This window comes from Embleya sp. NPDC050154, assembly GCF_044460165.1.
GTDB lineage: Bacteria > Actinomycetota > Actinomycetes > Streptomycetales > Streptomycetaceae > Embleya.
Genome location: NZ_JBITJP010000027.1, coordinates 47,995 through 68,297, shown reverse-complemented (window position 1 = coordinate 68,297; position 20,303 = coordinate 47,995). Strand labels below are relative to the sequence as shown.

The window sequence follows — 20,303 nt, the reverse complement described above, 5'->3', positions numbered from 1 at the left end:
CTGCCCGGAAGTTGTTTCGGTCTCCCCCGGTCGAGGAAATCCAACCCTCCCGACCGTAGTGTCGTGGGTCATGAACGACTTCGGCGGGGACCTGGAGCTACGCAGACTGATCGACCGTCAGGCCATCCACGACGTGGTCATGCGGTACTGCCGGGGGATCGATCGCATGGACCTCGACGCCGTCCGCGCGTGTTACCACCCCGACGCCACCGACGAGCACGGCAGCTTCGCCGGGACGGTGGACGAATACCTCGCGTGGATCGGTCGCCTGCTCCCCCGATACACCTCGACCATGCATCTCACCGGCAACCACCTGGTGGAATTCCGCGACGACACGCCCGATCTCGCCCGTTCGGAGACGTACGGAACCGCCTTCCACCGCAGCGCCGACCCCGCGCCCAGGGGCAACCTGATCACCGGATTCCGCTACATCGACGACTTCGCCCGGCGCGACGGCGTGTGGCGCATCGCCCGCCGCGTGGCCACCACCGAGTGGGTCCGGGTCGACGACGCGGCGGGACAGTGGCCGGTGCCCGAGGGCATCCGGACGGGCCGACGGGACCGCACCGACGCGGTGTACGCGCCCTTCCCCATCGCCCCGCCCGAAACCGGTCCGAACGACCGTGGCCGGACGGATCCGGGCAAGTCCTAGTCGGTCGACTCCGCCGCGACCTCGACCGGCCGGCGGAACACCCGCGTCGCGTGGATCTCGCCGACGATCTGCGGCGCGTCCGGCTCCTGCGGCACCGGCAACCCGGGCCGCAGATGCTCCTCGACCGAGATGTACTTGAGCCCCGCGCGCAGGTCCGCGTCGTTGCGCAAGCGCACCACCAACGGGAACTCGGCCAACGCCGTGGTGTCGAACAACCCGGTCGTGTAGACCAGTTGCACACCCAGCGCGTCCGCGACCGCGCGTTGCAGCTCGAGCAGATACGACGCGTTGGCCCGCCCGATCGGGTTGTCCAGGAACAACGTGCCCGCGTGCCGGTGCCGGGCCCGACCACGATCGTTGCTGCGCAGGGCGGCCATCGTGCAGTACAGCGCGATGGCCGCGGTGAGCAGCTGCCCACCGGAGAACACGTCACCCATCTGGCCCACCGGCACCCGCTCGGCACGCAGCACCGAGTCCGGCTTGAGGATCTCCACCTGTACCCCGCGCGGACGCAGCGCCGCGTGCACCCCGCGCAGCAGCAGCGTCATCCCGTCCCGGCGCACGCCGCCGACCGTGCCGTCGTGACCGCGCTTGATCGTGCGCGTGGCCTCGTCGACCACCTCGCCCAGCGCCTCCACCAGGCCCGCCGCGTCCGGCTCGTCGAACCTGATCCGCAGGAACTCCTGGCCGGACCACTCGCCGAGTTCCTCCGGCAACCGGGACAACCGCTGGGCCGCGCGCAGCGTGGTCAGCGCGGCCTCGACCATGCCGCGCATCCGGTCCACGATGCTGTCCCGGTTGCGCTCGATCTGGCGCAGTTCGTCGGTGAGCACCCGCAGGCGCGGCGCGAAGGCGGCCGACCACGCGGGCGCGTGCTCGGCCAGCGCGGCCGGCGGCAGCTCCCGGATCTGCTGCCGGGCGGGCATCCGGACCTGCTCGAACCGGGTCGCGCCGGCGTGCCGCACCAGCGTCTCGATGCGATCGCGGACCTGACTCTCGGCCGCGGACAACTCGGCCGCGGCCGCGCGCAGCGCCCGCCGGCACGTGGTCGCCGCGTCCCGGGCGTCCGCGACCGGGCTCGCGAACGGCGTCGCGGGCGGCTGCTCGGGATCCACCGCCATCGTCGGCAGCGTGTCCGTGAGCGAGGCCGCCACCTCGCCGAAGGCACCCGCCGCGTGGTCCGCGTCGGTGTGCTCACGGGCCAACCGGCCGTGCGTCTCGCGCGCCGAGGTCAGCGCCTCGGTACGCCCGGCGTGCTCGGCGCCGGCGGCGCGCAGCAGTTCGAGCGCGTGCGCGCCGTCCCGGGGACGCTGCTCCTCGGGCAGGTCCAGGTGATGCTCGCGGCCCTCGGCCGGAGCATGCCGCTCGACCTCGCCGCGCAACCGGCCGAGCAGCTCGCTGGCCGCGTCGGCCCGGCCCTCCAGGGTGCGTACGTGGTCCTCCGCGCGGCCGGCCGCGGCCAATCGGGACGGGCCGTCGGAGCCGTCGAATCCGTCGAGCAGTTCGGCCGCCTGCCGGCGCACCTTCGCGCTCAGCCGGTCCAGCGTGCTCTGCGCGGCGGACTCCTCGCTCTCCGCCCGGGCCTGCTCGGCACGCAGATCGGCGCCCACACCGACCTTCTCGTACAGCGCGCGGGCGGTGCGGTACGCCTCACGCAGCGCGGGCAGCGACGCGCGCGCGGCGGCCTCGTCGGCCGGCGCGTCGGCGACCTGCTCCTCCAGCGCGCCGGTGATCTCGGCGCGCTCCTCGCGCAGCGCGCGAGCGGTCCGCCGGGCATCGTCGGCCGAGCGCTGCGCCTGCCTGCGGTCCTCGTCGGCGGTCCGGGCCAGCGTACGGTCCGCCTCGACGCCCGCCTCGTGTTCGGCGGTCTCCTGCTCCAACTCGCGGATCCGGCGCGCCCATCCGGCCCGCTCGCGCAGCCGGAAGGCCAGCCCCGCCAAGGCGTCCGCCCGGCGGCGCGCGGTCTGCGCGGCGTCCATCCGCCGGTCCCGCCGGTCCACCGCCTGTACGCGGGCCTGCTCGGCGCTCACCGCGGCGATCTCCGCGGCCTCCCCGGCCGCCTGCGCGGCGGCCAGTTCGTGCCGCGCCTCGCTCACCGCTTCGAACAGCGCGGCCGGCCGGCCCGCCGGACACGCGGCCCGCCAGGTCGCCAGCCGCCCGGCCAACGCGCGGTCCCCCTCCAGCCGCGCGGCCCGGACCCGGATCGCCTCCTGCCGCTCGCCGGCCCGACGGCGCAGCGCGTCCCGCTCGGTGTCCGCGGCCCGTTCGTCGTGCATCGCCGGGTTCGGCGGCACCAGGAAGGTGTCCGGGCGGTCCACGCCGGGCTCCAGCAGCGCCTCGGGGGTACCCACCGCGACCGCCGAGCGCGGCAACAGCGCGGCCTCGGCGAGCACGTCCCGGGCCCGGTCCATCGCGTTGTGCATGGTCACGATCACGCCGTCGACCAGCTCGGGGCGGGCCGCGAGCACCGCGGAGTGCCGCTCGGCGGGTACCGACTGGGCCAGGTAGCGCCAGCCCGGCAGCGCCGGAATGCCGTGCTCGCCCAGGAGTTCGACCGCGGCCAGCACATCCGGCCCGGCGGGCAGCAGACCGCCGTCGCCGAGCGCGCCCAGGATCCGCGAGTCGTCGGCGGCGCCGGTGCGCAACTGGAACAGCGTGCGCTCGCCGTCGGACACCGCCTCCGCGAGCAGTTCGCGCAACACGTCGGCGGCCCGATCGAAGGACTGCGCGGCCTGCTCGCCGACCGCGACCTCGGCGTCCGGGCCGAGCAGTTCGGCCACCCGCGGATCGGCCGCCAACGCCGCCGCGCCCGCGTGCACGGCGGTCAGGTCGGCCTCGGCCACACCGAGGCGGTCCGCGGCCCGCGCCGCGGCCAACTCGGCCCGGCCGCGCGCCGACTCGGCCTCGCGCACACCCGCCGCGAGTTGTTCGGCACTGACCCGGGCCTCCGCCCACGCGGCAGACGCGGCCTTCTCCTCGTCCGAGGCGCGCGCGGCGGACTCGGCCGGATCGCCGTCGTCGTCGATCCAGCCCGCCTGCACCGCCAGATCGAGTTCGGCGCCCACCTCGGCGAGTCGGCCGCGCAGGTGCGCCGCCTCGCTGCGGGTGCGCTGCGCCTCGGTCGCCGCGGTGGTGGCCGCCCGCTGGGCCCGCTCGCCCCGGTCCTGGAGTTCGGCGGCCCGGCGTTCCTCGGTGTCCGCCCGGCCCTCGGCCCCGGCGGCGGCCGCGTGCAGCGCGCGCACCAGCGCGCCGGCCGCCTCCTGCCGGGCGGCCAGCGCGGGCGCGGCGTCCCGCTCGGCCGCCCGGATCGCCACGTCCACCCGCTCGGAGCGGTCCACCGCCGCCCGGTGCCGCAGCACCGCCTCGGTGGCCAGCCAGGCCGAGTGCAGCCCGCGTGCGTCGGCCAGTTCGCGCTTGAGCCGCGCGGCGTCCTTCTCCGCGGCGGTCAACCGCATGCCCGCGTGCCGGTGGGTGATCTCGGCGGTGACCAGGGCGGCGTGTGCCCGAGCCCGCTCGGCGGCGTCCACCGCGGCAGCGGATTCGGCCACCCGGTGGGCCAGTTCGGCGGCCCGCTCACGCTCGCGCTCGGCCCGGGCACCCAGTTCGCGGCCGAGCCCGCGCGCGGCGTCCTCGGCGCCGCGATGCGCCGCCCGCACCCTGGTGCGTCGGCCGGCCGCCTCGCTCACCGCGTCGAGCAGTTCCACCGCGCCCTCGACGAAGTCCCGCTCGGCGGTCAACTCGGCCCGCTGGGCGAGCTTGACCGCGAACCCGTCGACCAGGTCGGCCAGCCCGTCGGTGTCCGCCGGATCGGACACCGCGCGCAGCAGCAGGTCGACGAAGTCCGCGTCGTTCTTGACCGCGAACAGGCCCGCCGCCTCGCCCTCGTCCGCGTTCATCTCACGCTGGTAGCGGAACAGTTCGGGGTCCAGGCCGAGCGCGTTCAGGTGCTCGATCCAGCGGTCGTGGATCTCCTCCCACACCACGTCCACGTCCGGGTAGACCTTGTGCAGTTCGGTCATCGCGTCCCGGAAGCCGCGCATGGTCCGCCGCCGCCCGCCGACCTGCACCGGCAGCCCCTCCAGGGTGAGCCCGGGACCGGGCCGGAAGGAGTACCAGCTCTCGGCGAACTTGCGCGGGTCGGAGGAGACCTGACGCCCGCGCCACTCGCTGACCTTGCCGACCACGACCGTCTCGCCGGTGAGCACGTGCTGCCACTCCAGCGCGACGTGCCCGCAGTCGTCGGCGAGCAGGAACTTGCGCAGCACACCCGAGCTGGCGCCACCCAGCGTGTTGCGGTGTCCGGGCAACATCACCGAGAAGATCAGCTTGAGCAGGACCGACTTGCCGCCGCCGTTCTCCAGGAACAACACGCCCGCCGGCGCCGGCCGGCGTGGCGGCCCGACCGGCTCGCCCTCGAACAACTGCGCCTGCCTGGGCGCCGGGTCGGGCACGGGCGCGCCGACTCCGCGCAGGTCCAGCACGGTGTCGGCGTAACGCGCACCGGCGGGCCCGATGGAGAACAGGCGGACCCGGGACAGCTCGTACATCGGCGGTCAAATCTCTCTGGTCGAAGCGCGGGACAAGACGATCACACAGCGGTCGAACAACACAGCGAAGAACACTCGGCGGGCGAAGCGCCCGGGAACACCCGGCACCCGCCGCCCACTCGGGGCCGGACCCGGACCGGCCGAGTCCGGGACGAGCCGGCTCCGGGACGACTCGGACTCCGCGACGGGGCGAATCCCCACACCCGCCGGCCCCCGTACCCGTCAGACCCCGTGAAAGGGCAACCCGGCGCCGGGCGCCAACTCGCCGCCGTCGGTCGCGGCGGCCAGCAGGCTGGGGCTGCCGTCGGTCACCGCCACCACGCCCAGCTCGAGCAGTTCGGACATCGCCGCCGAACCGGCCGTGTCGCGCACCTGCAGCTGATAACGCGCGGTCGTGCGGTAGGTGCCGCCCGCGTCGTCGGAGACCCGGTGCAGGAAGCCCGAGTCGACCAGGAACGCAACCGCCTTGGCCACGATGCCGATGGTGGACGCGGCCAGCCGGCGGGCGTCCTTGGTCGCGCCGGTGGCGCTGCGCCGGGCGTAGACCCGCCAGGCGACCTCCAGGCCGGGGCCGTCCACCTCGGGGTCACTGATCTCGCCGCGCTGCTCGGCGCGTTCCTCCAGGCGCAGGCAGGCCTGGCGGACGAACGCGTCCACGCCGTGCACGCTGAGCCGGCCCACGTAGGCGTCGTCGGCGAGGTCCTCGGGACGTGGGAAGGCCATCGCGGCGACCGCGAGGTGGGCGAGGCCGTGCAGGAACCGGTCGGTCGACTCGGTGCCGGCCCGGCGCGCGTAGTCGCCCATCCGGACCGCGAACACCGAGTCCTCGCCGGCGGTCACCGCCATCCCGGCGCGCGGTGACACCTCCAGAACCACCAGGCCCAAACCCGCCGCTACCGCTGCGGCCAGCGCCGCGAAGCGCGGGTCCTCGCGGTGTCTGCGGATCAGGTCGGCGTACTCGGCGTCGCGCGCGGGCAGCAGCTTGGGCTGGAGGCCGTAGGCGACCAGGCGTGCGGCGTCGCCGACGTCGGCCGAGGTGATCGGCGCGGCCTCGCCGGCCGTGTCGTGGTTCATGCGGGGGTGGGGCCTTCCGGCTCGGGTCGCGCGCCGGTCAGAACCGCCGTGCCGATGATCAGGTCGGCGCCGCCGACCTCGGGGTCGTCGAGTTCGGTGCCGTCGTCGACGGCCACCAGGAGGGTGCGGTCACCCTGCCGCAGCGCGGTGCCCACCGGCGGCGAGGCCGCGTGGAAGGCCAGCAGCGCGACCAGGTAGCCGAGGTCGGGATCCGCCTCGCGGGCCTCGGCGAGCAGCCCGGAGAGCCGGCGCGGGGTCTCCGGCGGGATGTCCAGGAGCAGCGCCGCCGCGTCGTGCTGGCTCTCGCTGTAGCGGCTGTCGTCGGGGGTGAGCGACACGTCCGGCTCGGGCAGTTCGGCGCCGAGGTGGTCGCGCGGGGCGGGCGGGGTGAGCAGCATCTCGGTCAGATCGTGCAGGCGCACCGCGACCGGGGTGCGCAGACCCGTGCCCGCCGCGAAGAACCGGTCGGTCACCCGGCGCGCGTCACCGACCGGCAACTCCAGGAGCGGGCGCAGCAGTTGCCCGTACAGGTCGAGCCCGGTGCGGGTGCTCGGCGCGGCGAACGCCTGCCGATCCTGCTCGGCGCGGAACAGCGGCCCGGCCTCCATCAGCCGGGTCTGCAACTGGGTGTGCCGGCGGATGCAGTCCTGCACGATGTCGACCAGTTCGGCCGCGCCGCGCTTGCGCTCGCTCTCCTCGGCCTCGTCCCGGGCCCGCCGGATGTTGATCAGGATCGCGTTCTCGTGCCGGTAGCGGTCGGCGACGTGCTCGAACGCCTCGTCGATGAGGTCCGGCACGGCCCGCAACCAGTCCACCGCGCGCACGTTGCGCCGGGTCGCGTCCAGCGCGCGGCGCAGCGATTCGGCGTACTGCACGGTGCGGTAGCGGGCCTGTTCGGCGGCGAACCGCGCCTCGGCCAGTCGGCCGCGCCGGATCAGGTGTTCGAGCTTGACGTCGGCGGCGATCTGCGCGCTGGTGACGTCCGTGTCCAGCGCGCCGACGAGCACGTTGATCGCCTCGTCGGTGGCGCGCAGGAAGATGTGCCCGTCCGGGCCGGGAACCTCTTCGAGCAGTTTGAAGTCGTAGTCGCGTCGGATGTACTCACCCTCGCGGGTCCACATCCCGTAGACCGCGCGAAAGCCCCGGTCGACACTGCCGACGTTGATCAGGTTCTCCAGCACCCAGCGGGCGACACGTTCGTACTCGGCGGGATCGCGTCCGGGCGCCTGCGCGGCTACCCGGGGGCGCAGCCGGGCGACGATCTCGTCGTGGTCGGCGCCGGTGTCGAAGTCCATCGTGACCGTGACCAGGTCGATCGCGGTGAGGCCGAGTTCGGCCATCGCGTAGACGGTGTACTCGCCCGCCAGGTTGGCCTTGCGCGCCTCCAGGTCGTGCAGGGGCGCGGTGCAGGCGAGGGCCTTGAGGCGGCGGGCGAGCCCCTCCTCGGTCACCCCGGAGCGCGGGTGTGCCGCGCCCGGGGGCAGCGCCGTACCGAGGGTCGGCGGCAGCTCCCCGGGCAGGACGGCTCGGGCGGAAACGGTCATGGGAGTAGAGCCTAGGACGTTCGGCCGACAGCTTCGGACACGCCCTGGGGCCCCGGGGGCCGAACGGGGGCGCGGGTCGGCGGGCGAGCGGCTACATCTCGCTCAGCCTGGCCAGCGCGGCGGTGCGCACCTCGTCGTGCTCGGCCGGGTCGCCCGCGAGTCGGCGCAGGCGCGTCACGGCCTCGGGGCGGCGCGCGTCCACGTGGCGCGCGGCGATCAGTCGGGTGTCGGCCTGGCAGTCCCACAGGGCTTCGACGGCGGTCCCGGCGGCGAACGAGGGCTCTATCCGGGCCAGGGTGCGCACCGCGCACGCGCGCAGTCCGGCGGAGGCGGCCTCCCGGTAGACGCCCCGGACCAGGTCGAGCGCGTCGACCAGGGCCAGGCGCCCTATCCCGGAGACCAGGTCGCACAGTCGGAAGTGGTCGGCCTGGTCGGTGATCGGGGCGCCGACGCGCATCGGCTCGGCCACCCGGGTGCGCAGCGCGGCCAACAGGATCGGTCCGTCGACGGGTTCCCCGGCGCCGGCCAGTATCCGTATCGCGACCTCGCCGAGCAGGTCCTCGCGGCCGGCCCAGGTGCGGGCCCGCTCGACCGCGGCCGGGCTGCGCAGCCCGCCGATGGCGTGTGCGGCGGCGAGCCGCACGCCGGTCGGCGCCTCCGGCGCCAGCGCGCCCTCGGCCAGGTCCAGGAGCGCGCCGTCGCCCTGTTCGCCCAGGTATCTCAGCGCGGCGGCCCGGGCGCCGTCGGGGCCGGCCCAGGCGGCGGCCAGGATCGCGCCCCGGTGCTCGGGGCCGGCCACGGCGCCGAGCCGTCGTCCGCACGCGAGTGATTGTCGGGGGCCGTCGGCGGCCTCGGAGAGCACCTGGTCGACGGTCTGCGCGGGCGCGGTCGGACCGGCGGGGGTCTTGACCGAGCGGGTCAACTCCCAGTTCCACCAGTCCAGGTCGACCTGCTCGACGACCGTGCGCACGCGCTCGTCCTCGGCGGCCCAGACCCGCCACGGGCGCATCCCGGTGGAGCGCTTGACGCAGTCGTAGAGCTCGTCGTCCTCGCCGCGGTCCAGGACCACCTCCAGCAGACCGGTCAGGGCCGCGTCGTGGCCGATCGCGGCGAGCCGGTCCAGCGCCTCGGGCCAGTCGCGGCCCTCCTGGACGTAGTCCCGCAGCAGCGTGATCGCGTCGGCGCGGCCCAGCCGGGCGAGGGTGCCGAGGACGGCGAGCGGGAGCGCGGTACGGTCCGCGTCCTCGTCGGTCCAGTCGTCGTCACACAGCAGGTGTCGGGCAAGGCCGTCGAGGCCGGCGTCGAGGTCCGCGTACAGGCGCGCGTAGTACAGCGACCGCGACTCGGTGGCCGGAACGGTGCGGGGATCGCGGACCACACAGCCGTCGAGCGCGTCGAGCACAGCGACGCGGTCGGCGACGAGGGCCCGCCGGGCGCCCTGACCGTGGCCGCTGCGAAGCAGGCCAAGGAGGGCGTCATGCGAGGTGATGACCGGATCGAACATGCCGCAAGCATCGGTGGCCGGCAACCCTGGAGCAACAGGATTTAGGACACATGTACCCGTTGCCCGTTGTTTCGGGGAAACCTCGTCGCTGTTTCGTCACCCGAAGCTACGAACTGTACCGACCTCGTTCGTGTGTGCGACCCGCGGGTGTGATGGGCGTACGCGCCGCGCGGGGCGATCCGCGGGCAGCCGTGCGGGGGCGACACCCACAGGGCGATCCGCCCCACCCCGGCCGGCCGACCCGGGTCGACCCCTCCGTGGCCGGGCCCGGCCGGCGCGCCTCAGTGCTGTTTGGGCACCTGGACGCGCGGCCGGTCGCGCCGGACGGTCCCGTAGTCCTCGCCGTCGAGCGGGCCGAGCACGCTCGCCGGGACGAACGACTCCATCGCCCAGGCCCGGGTCCGCACGTCGGCCGCGAAGCCGTACGCCCCCCAGACGGGCCAGCGCACGCGGGCGCGCCAGGTGCCGTCCCGGTACTGATGCCAGCTCACCAGGGTGACCTCGAGGTGCTGCCCGTCCGGAAGGACCATGCGCACGCGCGGACCCGCGGCGTGCAGATCCGCCTCCTTGCGTCGCTCGCCGATCGGGCCCGGCGGCGGCTCCCGAAGACCGGGCTCCGCGAGAGGAGGGGGCGACTCGCCGGCGGCGGTCGGATTCGGTACGACTGCGGTCTTGCTGCTCACGCGGCCATTGTGCGGCGCGGCGGCGGCGCGCCGGCCGGAAAGCGCGCCCGCACGCACGCGTCCCACCCGTACGGCGCATGCGCGCGCCACGCGAGTGGGACGGTGGGGTGGTGCGGTCGGTCAGGACACCACCCGGAGTTCGGCCGGGCCGACCACGCTCAGGCCGAGCACCGCGGCCAGGTCCTCGACCAGGTTGGCGGCCTGGTCCGGGGTCAGTCGTTCGACCGTCCACTCGTCGGTGGGGCGGCCCTGTTCGTCGGTGTGCGGGCCGAATCGCAGTTCGATCGGACGATCGGCGTCGGCGGACGGCAGCACCGGAACCCGGGCCACCAGGGTGACATTGTTCGACATGACGTCGACTCCCTTCGGAGAGCGAAAACGATCGCCGTTGTCATTGCCGGTCACCACTCACGCTCGCACCGCGTTCGGACGGTGTCCAGGTGTCTCCGGTGGCACAAGGAGCGCACGAGGCGCACCCCGACGCGTCGAAAGGCCCCGGCACGCGTCGCGCGCCGGGGCCTCGAGTCGAGCGGTTCCTTCGTGTGAGGGAATCGCCAACGGCCCGTCGCCGTATCCGATTCCCCCGGTGGGTCAGCCGAAGAAGGCCTTCACCACCGGTCCCGCCGCCGAGCCGCCGGACTTGCCCTTCTCGACCAGGACCGCGATCGCGACGTCGTCCTTGAACGCGATCATCCAGCCGTGCGTGAGGGTCTCGCCCTTCTCGTCGAACTCGGCGGTACCGGTCTTGGCGCCCACCGTGCCCGGGATGCCCTGGAGCATCTTGCCCGAGCCGTTGGCCACCACGCCCTGCATGAGCGCCTTGAGCTGACCGGCGATGGCCGGGTCCAGGTCGTGCGAGGGCACCCGTCCGGGCACGTCGTCCGGCGCGAGCACGGGCTGGTTGAACTTGCCGGAGGCGATCGTCGCGGCGACCGAGGCCATCACCAGCGGGCTGGCCAGCACCCGACCCTGGCCGATCATCGACGCGGCCTTGTCGTTCTCGCTGTTGGCCGCGGGCACCGAACCGTCGAAGGTCGCCGTGCCGACGTCCCACTTGGCGCCTATCCCGAACTGCTCGCCGGCCAGCTTGTTCAGCGTGTCGTTGTCGATCTTGGACCGGTTGCCGATGAAGGCCGTGTTGCAGGACTGCGCGAAGTCCTCCTGGAAGAGCGCGTTCGGCATCGGCTGGAGACCGTCGTAGTTCTTGAAGGTCTGGCCGTTGACCACGAGCGTGTTCTCACACGGCACCTTGTCGGTCGGCTTCAGGCCCGCCCGCAACAGCGCTCCGGAGGAGACCGTCTTGAAGGTCGAGCCCGGTGGGTACCGACCGGTGAACGCGCGGTTGTCGCCGTTCGCAGGGGTGTTCGCGGCACCCATGATCCCGCCGGTCTTGGCGTCGATCACCACGATCGAGGCGTTGTTGCCGCCGGTGACCGCCTTGAGCGCCTCCTCGGCCCGCTTCTGGGTGTTCGGGTCCAGGGTGGTCTTCAGCGGTTCGGACGGCTTGCCCTTGACGTCGACCAGGCTCGCCTTCTCGGCGCCCGCGGCATCCACGATGGTGATCTTCAGGGCCGCGGTGCCGGCCAGCTTCTTCTCGTAGCGGTACTGGAGCCCGGACGCGCCCACCGAGTCCGCCGAGGACGCGCTCGGGTCCGCGTTCTTGAGCAGGTCCGCGTTGTCGCCCGAGCCCACCGTGCCGACGATCTGCTTGGCCACGTCGCTGGTCTGCTGCGTGCCCTCCTTGACCTGGATCCCGGCCTGACCGGCCAGCTTGACCTGGCCGCCGCCGTCCCATTTCTCCTTGCGCAGGGTCACCAGCGGGAGCGACTGGTTCGGATCCGCGGCCGCGACCCGGGACTTGAGCTTGGGAATGTCCAGGTCGAACATCGGGTCGGCGAGCGCGGCGTACAGCGAGTCCGGGTTGGTGATCTTGGCCGGCCACAGGGACAACGCCACCACCGGCGTCGAGGTGGCCAGCGCCTTGCCCGAGCGGTCCAGGATCTCGCCGCGCTTGGGCAGCGTCCGGTCGCGCTTGATCTTCCCGGTGTCGGCGAGTTGGGGGTGCACGATGGTCTGCGTCCAGTGCACGGTGGTCTTGCCGCTCGCGGTAACCACGGGGACCGTCGAGTCGATCTTGACCGGGTCGGCCACGCCCTTGAGGGTCAGCGTCGCGTTGTAGGTGAGCGTTGCGGGCGCGTTGTCCTTGCCCTTGGTGTACGTACCGGGCTTGTACTCGGCCTTGACGATGCCCAACTGCTTGCCGGTGGTGTCCAGCCCCTGCTGCGCCGTGGTGGGGTTGTCCGTGAAGGACGCCGCCTTCACCAGATCGCCGGCCTGCCACGCGCTCAGGAAGTTCCTGGCCGTGGTCTCGGACGTGTCCTTCTTCTCGTCACCGCCGCCACTGCACGAGGTCAACGCGGCCACCACGACGACGGACAACGCCAAGGGCACGGTCGACGGGAACCGCCGCTTCTTGCTGCCCACCAGATTCCTCCCGAACGTCCATGAACCCCCGGCGGCCCGCCGGAGGTCTTCGGTCACGCTACCCGGACCGCCGAACGACTTCGGCCATCGGGCAGCTGTACGACCGACTTGTGACCTGGTTGTTGAGGTGCTCCGAACGGGGGACGTGAGGGATCGCCCTCAACCCTTGCCGAACGGGAGCCGAATTCGCGACCGAAGGAAACCGGTCCCCCATCCGATGCGTCGGTAGGAGCATGAGGGTCCGCCGGGAAGGGGGCCCGAGTTGACCGTTGGCACCGTCGAGCAGGAGGAGAACGGGGCGATGGGGACCACACGGATCGCCATACCGACACCACCGCGTTACGGGTGGCAGGAGGACGCGGCTTGCAGGGGCCTGGACGCCGGCCTCTTCTTCGGTGACGACCAGGAGCGGCCCGGCGAGCGCCGGGCGCGCGAGCGGGTCGCCAAGAAGGTCTGCCTGTCCTGCCCCGTGCGGCGGCGCTGCCACGAGCACGCGATGTCGGTCCCGGAGCGCCGAGGTGTGTGGGCGGGTCTCGGTGAGACCGAACGCGCCGCACTGCTGCGCGAGCAGGAGCAGGAACACACGCACGAGCACGAGCACGAGCGGGAGAAAACCACGACGGCGGCCTGATCGGGCCCGCGTCGGGCGTCGTCGGGCGCGCGGCCGGATCCGGGGTCAGGCCGGCAGGTCGTCCTCGGTGAGCAGCCCGCGCACGTCGAGTCGATCCCGCACGTGCGGCGCGCACGCGTCCACCACGACCGCCGCGCCGACCCACTCGGCGCCGGCCTCGGTGACCATCCGCCGCACGGCGCTGGCCTGCGCGCCGGTCTCGAGCCACTCGTCGACCAGGAGCACCCGATCGCCCGGTCGGAACAGCCGACTCGGGACCACCAATGTGAGGCCACCGTCCTGGTATTCGGGCGGGGTGGCGGCACGCAGCATGGGATCGTCGCCGGGTCGTCGGCCGTCGCCGACGATCCGCCGATCCTTGCGGATCTCGACGAAGCCGACGCCCAGGTGCAGGGCCGTGATCGGACCCAGGACCAGGCCGCGCGTCTCGATGCCGACGATCAGCGTCGGCCGCGCCTCCGCGTGCAGCGCGCCCAGCCCGGGGCCCAGCATCGCCAGCACCTCGGGATCGTGCCACCAGCCGGAGGCGTCGGCGAACGTGCCCCAGGGGGTCTCGCGCCAGGTGAACGCGTCCGCGAGTCGGCGCGCGATGGGTCCCACGCTGCCCTGACGGCTCGTCACCTCGGCGCACCCCGTTCCGTTCCGGCACCGGTCGTGGATCTTCGACCGGACAGGCTACCGGTGCGGGAACGATCGAATCCGCGAACCCGCCCGGGCGGCCCGCGGCACGGCGGCCGCCCGGGGGCGCGGTCAGTCCGCGCCGGGGCGGTCCAGCGGTTGTTCGACCAACGCGAGCACCCGACTGGCCATGAATCGCGCGGTCCGCACCACCGTGCCGGTGCGGGTCAGTTCGCTCACCTCGACGACTCCCCGGCGGACCGCGACGTCCACCCGGCGCCCCGCACGCGTCGCGGTCATCTCGTAGGTCTTGGTGCTGTCGCCCGCGTCGACCACTATCTCGACCCGATCGCCCTTCATACGTGCCCCCTTCGACCGATTACCTCCATCTTCTCCCACAGGTCCGACATCGACCGTCTCCCCGAGGGGGGTGGTCCCGGCCCGACTCCGGGGCGCCTTACCGCGCCGGGCGCCGGGGTTCCTCTAACGTGTGTCGCACAGGGGATTCGGGCACACGACACCCGGACGACGGCACCACGCGAGGGGATCGGTCACACATGACGATGGTGCGGCTGCGACGGCAGGATCCGCGCATCGTCGGGTCCTATCGGCTGCTGCGTCGTCTCGGGGCCGGCGGCATGGGTGTGGTCTATCTCGGCGTGGACCGGCACGGCACCCGGGTCGCGCTCAAGCTGATCCGCCAGGAGTTGGCCGGAAACCCGGAGTTCCGCTCCCGCTTCGCGCGTGAGGTGGCCGCCGCGGCGATGGTGCGCGGCAACCGGACGGCCGCGCTGGTGGACGCCGACGCGGGCGCCGACCGCCCCTGGCTGGCCACCGTGTACGTCCCCGGGCCCTCGCTCCAGCGCCGAGTCGGCGAGCGCGGCCCGCTGGGCTGCCTGGACCTGGCCCGGGTCGGATCGGCGGTGGCCGACGGCCTGGTCTCCGTGCACGCGGTCGGCGTCGTACACCGCGACGTGAAGCCGTCCAACATCCTGTTGTCGCCGGACGGCCCGCAGATCATCGACTTCGGAATCGCCTACGCGGACGGCGCCGGCACCCTGACGGTGACCGGAACGGCGGTCGGCTCACCGGGATTTCTGGCCCCGGAGCAGGTGCGCGGACAGACCGTGACCCCGGCCACCGACATATTCGCGCTCGGCGTCACGCTCGCCTACGCGGGCCGCGGCGCCCCGCCGTTCGGGTCGGGACCGGTGGACGCACTGCTGTACCGGGTCGTCCACGAGGAACCGGACCTGGAGGGCGTGCCGGAGCAGGTGGTGCCGTTGATCTCGGCCTGCCTGTCCAAGGATCCGCGGATGCGGCCCTCCGCCGAGCAGGTCCGCGAGCGGCTGGCCGCGATCGCCCGTCAGCGCGAGGCCGAACGCGGTACGCCGGCCCGCGGCCTGGAGGCGACGGCGTCGACCGCGGCGGCCTCGGTCGCGACCAAGGGTCCGGGCGGTGCGGCGCGGACCGACGGCGGCCCGACGGCCCCGGCCGCGCCGCGCGAGCGGGATCGGGATCGGGATCGGGCCAGGCGCGAGGCGGCCCGTCGGGAGAGCGCGCGCCGGGACGAGGACACACGTGCCGACCGGTCCGCGGCGGGCCGGGCCGACTCGGCTCGGGCGGATTCCGGGCGGATGCCGGTCGAGGGCCGTTCGGCGACCCGACCGGAGTCGGGCCGGCACGATTCGACCCGACCCGATGGCGGGCGACCCGACGCGCGGGGCCACGAAGGGCGCGGGCACGAAGGACGTGCACACGAGGGTCGTGGGCAGGACGGGCGTTCGACCGACGGCGGGCGGACGGACCCGGTTCGGCACGAGGCGGGGCGGGGCGATCCCGGTCGGCACGACGTCACCCGCGGCGAACGGACCGAGCGTGGTGACCCGGCGCGCGGCGCGGTGCCGGACCGCCAGGAGCGTACCGACCGCGCCGAGCGCGCCGACCGCGCCGACGCCAAGCGTGCCGGCCGGGTCGACCACGGGCCGCGTTCGCGTGCCGGCACCGGCACTCCGCGTCGGCGCCGGCCGGAGGACCGACGGCGGTTGCTGATCCAGCAGTTGATCGTATTCATCGTGGTGACCGCCATCGCCGCGTTCGCCATCGCGGCGTTCCAGAACGACGGCGACGGCGGCGACGACGGCGTGAAGACCACGACCGCCGCCGAGCCCGCGCAAGCCCCGCCGGCGCCAGGACCGTTCCGGATCGGCCCGGCGCACGGCACCATCCCGATCGCCGACTGGTCCGACCGCACCTACTCGGACCCGTCCGCGGGCGGCGCCGGCGTCACCCTCGCCGACGGCACGGCGGTGGTCGGCAGCGACCGGATCACCCTCGCCGACGTGGTCCCGGCAAGCCTGGACGGCGCACCGGCGGTGATCGTGGTGCTCACCCGCTCCCCCGGCACCGGCGGCGCGGCAACCCACCTGGTCGAGCTCTTCCGGTTCGCCAATGGGACGCCGGTCGCGGTGGCGGCGCTGGCGGCGGCCGCCGATCCGCAGGCGGTGGCCACCCGATGGACGGTCACCGACGACGCGATCGTGCGCATCCGCTCCTATGTGGACGTCCCGGACGTGACCACCCGCTACGTCGTCGGCCCCGACGGCGTATTGGTCCCCGCCGGGGCATGAGGGGCCGCCCGACCGAATGGGCGAGCCCCGTCCCCCGTCCGTCCCCGTGCCGCCCGGCATCCTGATCGCCGAACCGGACCGAACCGGCGCGGGGCGCGAGCCGACCGGCGCGGGGCGCGAGACAAGCAGGCGCGAGACGGCCGTGCCGATTCGCCCGAGCCCGGACGACGACCACCGGACACCCACCACCGACCGACACGACACGACGAGGGGCACCCGGCCGAAGCCGGGTGCCCCTCGTCGTGGATCGGATCACATCTCGTCGGGTGAACGGATCGTGCTGCCCGGCCTCAGCCGAACTGGCGCTCCAGGTCCTTCAGTTTGCGCTCCAGCGAGTCGAGCCGGGGCAGCGTCATCGTGTCGTCCTCGGCAGTGAGGTCGATGACGTCGCGGCGCTCGCCACCGGTGCCGGCAGTCGCCGCCGGGAGCTCGCTCGCGCGCGCGGAGGGGGCAAGAGCCGGACGGCCGGAAGGGTTGTTCGAGTCGGCTGAGCCGCCGTGGCCGGAAACGTCGTTTCCGGCTATAGCAGGCTCCGAGAGTGCTTCGGAGCCGCCACCTCCCGGCAGAGCAGCCATTTCCTGACGCGCGGCACCGCGACGGCCGAAGTGGCCGCCACCCTCGCCGCGACTGAGCGCCTTGAGCTGCGCGCGCTCGCGCTTGCCGTCGATCCGACGACGCTCGCGATCGTCCTGCTTGGCACGCTTGTCCTCGCGGACCTCCTCGACGGCCTCGTCGAGGGTGCGCACGCCTTCGAGCAGCATGAGCGACCACGCGTTGAACGTCTCGTGCGGGGCACGCAGCCACCGCACGATCCGGATCTGCGGCAACGGACGCGGGACCAGGCCCTGTTCGCGCAACGCGGCCCGACGGGTCTGCTTGAGCGCACGGTCGAACAGGACGGCCGCGGAGAGCGACATGCCGGCGAAGAACTGCGGGGCACCGGCGTGCATGTCGCCACGCGGCGCGTGCACCCAGTTGAACCAGGCCGAGGCACCCGCGAACGTCCAGACGAGTATCCGCGAACCGAGCGCCGCGTCGCCGTGGCTGGCCTCGCGCACCGCGAGCACGGAGCAGAACATCGCCGCCCCGTCGAGCCCGAACGGCACCAGGTACTCCCAGCCGTTGGCCAACCCGAGGTTCTCCCGGCCGAAGCCGACCAGGCCGTGGAACGACAGCGCGGCCGCGACACCGGCGCAGACGAACAGCAGGGTGTACGAGGCGACCCCGTACATCAGCTCCTTGCGCCGCCGACGGTCCTGCTCACGCTCCCAGTTGTCGGATCCTTCCCCGGTATCCGTCGCGTCGGCCTTGCGGCGTCGGACGACCAGATACGCCACAAGCGCCATAAGGGCGACCAGTTCCGCCAAGCCGACGAGGGCCCAGGCCAGGGGTACACCCATGATCTCCAACGAGCTTTGCCTCGCTTCCCGTTCCTGATCCGATTGCGCGGCGCCCCATACTGGCGGAATTTCGCCTGGTGCGGGTCGAATCCACCGAATATCCCGCGTGTGGGTGACAGGACATTCCCCTGCACAACCACTTTTTCGGCCGCCCGTGCGACCCCAACAGGCCACTGCGCCAATTAGGGCGACGCTCGACCGTACTGCACTTCCGCGCACACGCTAGTCCAAGATCACATTCGATCGAAATTGGCATGACACGATCGGCATGTCCTGGGAGAAATTAGGGAAGGGCCTTGCGCCCAATTCCGAACGATCGGAAGAAACATCTCAATAGACATAAGAAAGAGAAAGCAGATCACTACCAACCAAACACACAATGACGGGCGTTCGGGTGCAAAAACGGACGCGAACGATCGGATGAAACTGCATCGGACCGCCGCCTACCTGGACGGACGACCGTACACGCTGATCACGTTGCGACCGTCCACCACGGCCCGATTCGCCGTCAACCACTTCCACGACTCCTGGCACGTGCTGTCCGACCAGGCCGGGGCCCGGCTGTTCGCCCGGCTGCTGTGGGGCCTGGCCTACGGGCGGCACGAGAACACTCTCGTGGTGATCGATCGACGGTTCCTGACCCCGACCCCGTTCGAGGCCGAACCGTCGTTGCCCATCGTGCTGTTCGCGACCGAGCGCACACCCTTCGGTGGCCGGGCCGCACGCGACCTGCGCAGACTGTTGCCCGCGCCGGCCACCCCGCACGGCACCGTGCGCTGGCAAACCCACGGCCTGACCGCGGCACTCGCCGACCGGGAGGCGTGGCAGCAGGAGCATCCGGAGCCGCCCTGGGATTGGGAGCGGGAGCGCCGACTCAAGCGCAAACGGCATCATACGGTGCGTGACGGACTGTTGGTCCTGCCCGGGAACACCGACGCGCTGCTGCGCGAGGCCGTGCTGATCGCAAGCCTCGAGGTGTCCGCGAAGGCGCCGATGGCCTACGAGTACCTGCACCACTACGAGTTCCAGATCTTCCACGACTTCCGGCGCCGGGTCAGCGCGGCCCGCACCGCGCGCCGCGAGATCGGGTCGCTGCCGGTGCCGCCGGACCGGCACGCCGGCCCGGGCTACCACGAGGGCGACCTGGTCCGCCGACACATCTGGGTCCGGGGCACCGAGATCCGCAAGGAGCGGATGCGCGGGCGCCGTGTGGTCCACCGGCCGGCGCTCTACCAGACCCGCTCGATCAACGAGATCCAGCGCTCGGGCCCGACCCCGGGCGAACGCCGGGAGGCCGACCCCACCGACGAGTGAACCGGCTCACCCGGGTCCGGCCGGGTCGGCCGGCTCAGCCGAACGTCACCGCGTAGAAGGCGACCGCCGCCGCGGCGCCCACGTTGAGCGAGTCGACCCCGTGCGACATCGGGATCCGCACCAGCCGATCGGACGCGGCCAGCGCCTTGGCGGTCAGCCCGGGCCCCTCGGCACCGAGCATCAGCGCGCACCGGTCCAGATCCGCCGCGGGCAGTGCGTTGAGCGCGACCGACCCCTCGGCGGGAGTCAGCGCGAGCAGCGTCAGACCGGCCCCGCGCAACACGTCCAGCCCCCCGGGCCACGGCTCGAGTCGGGCGTAGGGCACCGAGAACACCGCCCCCATCGAGACCTTCACCGAACGCCGGTACAGCGGGTCCGCGCAGTCCGGCGACAACAACACGGCGTCCATGCCCAGCGCCGCCGCGCCCCGGAAGATCGCGCCCACGTTGGTGTGGTCGTTGACGCCCTCCAGAACCGCGACCCGCCGCGCCCCGGCCACCACATCGGCCGCCGCCGGCAACGGCTTGCGGCCCATCGAGGCGAGCGCGCCGCGATGTACCTGATAGCCCGTCACCTGCTCGACCACATCCGGACTGCCCACATACACCGGCACATCGGCGGCCTCGATCACATCCGCCATCGTCTCGATCCAACGCTCCGACAGCAGCATCGACCGCATCGGGTAACCCGCCGCGAGCGCCCGACGAATCACCTTCTCGCCCTCCGCCATGAACAGCCCCTCGGCCGGTTCACGACGACGGCGCAGCTCCACATCGGTCAGATCGGTGTAATCCACAAGCCGCGGGTCGGCACAGTCGTCAAGCAAAATCACGGACACCCCCTCAGTCTCCCAGCCCACCCGACACCCCCCGACAGCCCACCCACCGCCCCATGGCCCGGCACGCAACGCACCGTCCGGCAACCAACCCGCCTCGCCGGCACCGACCTCGCCCATCCGGCCACCGACAACCCGTCCGACAGGCCCCTCCCTCAGCCCGTCCCCCGCACCCGCTCAGCCCGTCCGGCGCCTGAGGACGCCCACCGCAGCTGCCTGCCGGCAGCCGCAGCCACCGCACCCCGAGCGCACCAATCCAGCCCACCCGGCGTTAGAGGACACCCACCGCAGGCACCCCCGACCCGCAACCACCCGCCCGACCCCACCAAACTCAGCCCGTCCAGCGCCTGAGGACGCTCGCCACAGGCGCCCGCCAACCGCAACCAC

Annotated in this window: 15 protein-coding genes; 4 read left to right on the top strand and 11 right to left on the bottom strand. The window is 73.1% G+C overall.

The annotated features are described in order from the left end of the window. Nucleotides 1-70 precede the first annotated feature (70 nt). On the top strand, nucleotides 71-652 hold the full coding sequence (locus ACIBSV_RS40265; protein ID WP_395872181.1) for a nuclear transport factor 2 family protein: 582 nt from the start codon (nucleotides 71-73) through the stop codon (nucleotides 650-652). On the opposite strand, the gene ACIBSV_RS40260 is transcribed toward ACIBSV_RS40265, so the two are convergent. The 7 genes from ACIBSV_RS40260 to ACIBSV_RS40230 form a co-directional block, all read right to left on the bottom strand. Continuing rightward, nucleotides 649-5,199 carry a hypothetical protein gene (locus ACIBSV_RS40260; RefSeq protein WP_395872179.1) on the bottom strand — a complete coding sequence of 1,517 codons (4,551 nt, stop codon included), beginning with the start codon at nucleotides 5,197-5,199 and terminating at the stop codon, nucleotides 649-651. The genes ACIBSV_RS40265 and ACIBSV_RS40260 overlap by 4 nt on opposite strands. A 222-nt stretch (nucleotides 5,200-5,421) precedes the next feature. Then, nucleotides 5,422-6,273: a hypothetical protein gene (locus ACIBSV_RS40255; RefSeq protein WP_395872177.1), complete on the bottom strand. Its 852-nt coding sequence runs from the start codon at nucleotides 6,271-6,273 to the stop codon at nucleotides 5,422-5,424. Then, on the bottom strand, nucleotides 6,270-7,817 hold the full coding sequence (locus ACIBSV_RS40250) for a hypothetical protein (RefSeq protein WP_395872176.1): 1,548 nt from the start codon (nucleotides 7,815-7,817) through the stop codon (nucleotides 6,270-6,272). Before ACIBSV_RS40250 ends, ACIBSV_RS40255 begins: the two co-directional genes overlap by 4 nt. 91 nt (nucleotides 7,818-7,908) lie before the next feature. After that, the gene (locus tag ACIBSV_RS40245; protein ID WP_395872174.1) at nucleotides 7,909-9,321 is read right to left on the bottom strand and encodes a HEAT repeat domain-containing protein; all 1,413 of its coding nucleotides are present in this window, start codon (nucleotides 9,319-9,321) and stop codon (nucleotides 7,909-7,911) included. 281 nt (nucleotides 9,322-9,602) lie between these two features. After that, entirely contained in the window at nucleotides 9,603-10,004 is a 402-nt protein-coding gene (locus tag ACIBSV_RS40240; protein WP_395872172.1) for a hypothetical protein, read from the bottom strand. Nucleotides 10,005-10,124: 120 nt separating this feature from the next. After that, complete coding sequence (locus tag ACIBSV_RS40235; protein WP_395872170.1) at nucleotides 10,125-10,355, bottom strand: hypothetical protein; 231 nt, start codon at nucleotides 10,353-10,355, stop codon at nucleotides 10,125-10,127. A 240-nt stretch (nucleotides 10,356-10,595) separates the two neighbouring features. Next, nucleotides 10,596-12,488 carry a penicillin-binding transpeptidase domain-containing protein gene (locus tag ACIBSV_RS40230; protein WP_395872168.1) on the bottom strand — a complete coding sequence of 631 codons (1,893 nt, stop codon included), beginning with the start codon at nucleotides 12,486-12,488 and terminating at the stop codon, nucleotides 10,596-10,598. A gap of 262 nt (nucleotides 12,489-12,750) precedes the next feature. Here ACIBSV_RS40230 and ACIBSV_RS40225 point away from each other — a divergent pair, with 262 nt between their 5' ends. Then, the gene (locus ACIBSV_RS40225; RefSeq protein ID WP_395872166.1) at nucleotides 12,751-13,119 is read left to right on the top strand and encodes a WhiB family transcriptional regulator; all 369 of its coding nucleotides are present in this window, start codon (nucleotides 12,751-12,753) and stop codon (nucleotides 13,117-13,119) included. Between the two features lie 45 nt (nucleotides 13,120-13,164). On the opposite strand, the gene ACIBSV_RS40220 is transcribed toward ACIBSV_RS40225, so the two are convergent. Beyond that, nucleotides 13,165-13,740, bottom strand: coding sequence for a phosphoribosyltransferase family protein (locus ACIBSV_RS40220; RefSeq protein WP_395872164.1), 576 nt, complete (start codon nucleotides 13,738-13,740; stop codon nucleotides 13,165-13,167). A gap of 129 nt (nucleotides 13,741-13,869) precedes the next feature. Further along, nucleotides 13,870-14,097 carry a hypothetical protein gene (locus ACIBSV_RS40215; protein WP_395872162.1) on the bottom strand — a complete coding sequence of 76 codons (228 nt, stop codon included), beginning with the start codon at nucleotides 14,095-14,097 and terminating at the stop codon, nucleotides 13,870-13,872. A gap of 197 nt (nucleotides 14,098-14,294) precedes the next feature. Here ACIBSV_RS40215 and ACIBSV_RS40210 point away from each other — a divergent pair, with 197 nt between their 5' ends. Next, complete coding sequence (locus tag ACIBSV_RS40210) at nucleotides 14,295-16,367, top strand: protein kinase (protein ID WP_395872160.1); 2,073 nt, start codon at nucleotides 14,295-14,297, stop codon at nucleotides 16,365-16,367. Between the two features lie 290 nt (nucleotides 16,368-16,657). Here the strand turns inward: ACIBSV_RS40210 and ACIBSV_RS40205 are convergent, their stop codons facing one another. Next, nucleotides 16,658-17,776 (bottom strand): DUF2637 domain-containing protein, encoded by a 1,119-nt coding sequence (locus ACIBSV_RS40205; protein WP_395872158.1) that lies wholly within the window; start codon nucleotides 17,774-17,776, stop codon nucleotides 16,658-16,660. Nucleotides 17,777-18,187: 411 nt separating this feature from the next. Here ACIBSV_RS40205 and ACIBSV_RS40200 point away from each other — a divergent pair, with 411 nt between their 5' ends. After that, entirely contained in the window at nucleotides 18,188-19,081 is an 894-nt protein-coding gene (locus tag ACIBSV_RS40200; RefSeq protein ID WP_395872156.1) for a hypothetical protein, read from the top strand. A gap of 34 nt (nucleotides 19,082-19,115) precedes the next feature. On the opposite strand, the gene ACIBSV_RS40195 is transcribed toward ACIBSV_RS40200, so the two are convergent. Further along, nucleotides 19,116-19,919 carry a TrmH family RNA methyltransferase gene (locus ACIBSV_RS40195; protein WP_395872154.1) on the bottom strand — a complete coding sequence of 268 codons (804 nt, stop codon included), beginning with the start codon at nucleotides 19,917-19,919 and terminating at the stop codon, nucleotides 19,116-19,118. Between the last annotated feature and the right edge of the window lie 384 nt (nucleotides 19,920-20,303).

Excerpts from the sequence above, each read along its gene's own strand:
- ACIBSV_RS40245 (WP_395872174.1), bottom strand. The coding sequence starts at position 9,321 with ATGTTCGATCCGGTCATCACCTCGCATGACGCCCTCCTTGGCCTGCTT.
- ACIBSV_RS40200 (WP_395872156.1), top strand. The coding sequence starts at position 18,188 with ATGAAACTGCATCGGACCGCCGCCTACCTGGACGGACGACCGTACACG.
- ACIBSV_RS40235 (WP_395872170.1), bottom strand. The coding sequence starts at position 10,355 with ATGTCGAACAATGTCACCCTGGTGGCCCGGGTTCCGGTGCTGCCGTCC.
- ACIBSV_RS40210 (WP_395872160.1), top strand. The coding sequence starts at position 14,295 with ATGACGATGGTGCGGCTGCGACGGCAGGATCCGCGCATCGTCGGGTCC.
- ACIBSV_RS40260 (WP_395872179.1), bottom strand. The coding sequence starts at position 5,199 with ATGTACGAGCTGTCCCGGGTCCGCCTGTTCTCCATCGGGCCCGCCGGT.
- ACIBSV_RS40250 (WP_395872176.1), bottom strand. The coding sequence starts at position 7,817 with ATGACCGTTTCCGCCCGAGCCGTCCTGCCCGGGGAGCTGCCGCCGACC.
- ACIBSV_RS40215 (WP_395872162.1), bottom strand. The coding sequence starts at position 14,097 with ATGAAGGGCGATCGGGTCGAGATAGTGGTCGACGCGGGCGACAGCACC.
- ACIBSV_RS40265 (WP_395872181.1), top strand. The coding sequence starts at position 71 with ATGAACGACTTCGGCGGGGACCTGGAGCTACGCAGACTGATCGACCGT.
- ACIBSV_RS40255 (WP_395872177.1), bottom strand. The coding sequence starts at position 6,273 with ATGAACCACGACACGGCCGGCGAGGCCGCGCCGATCACCTCGGCCGAC.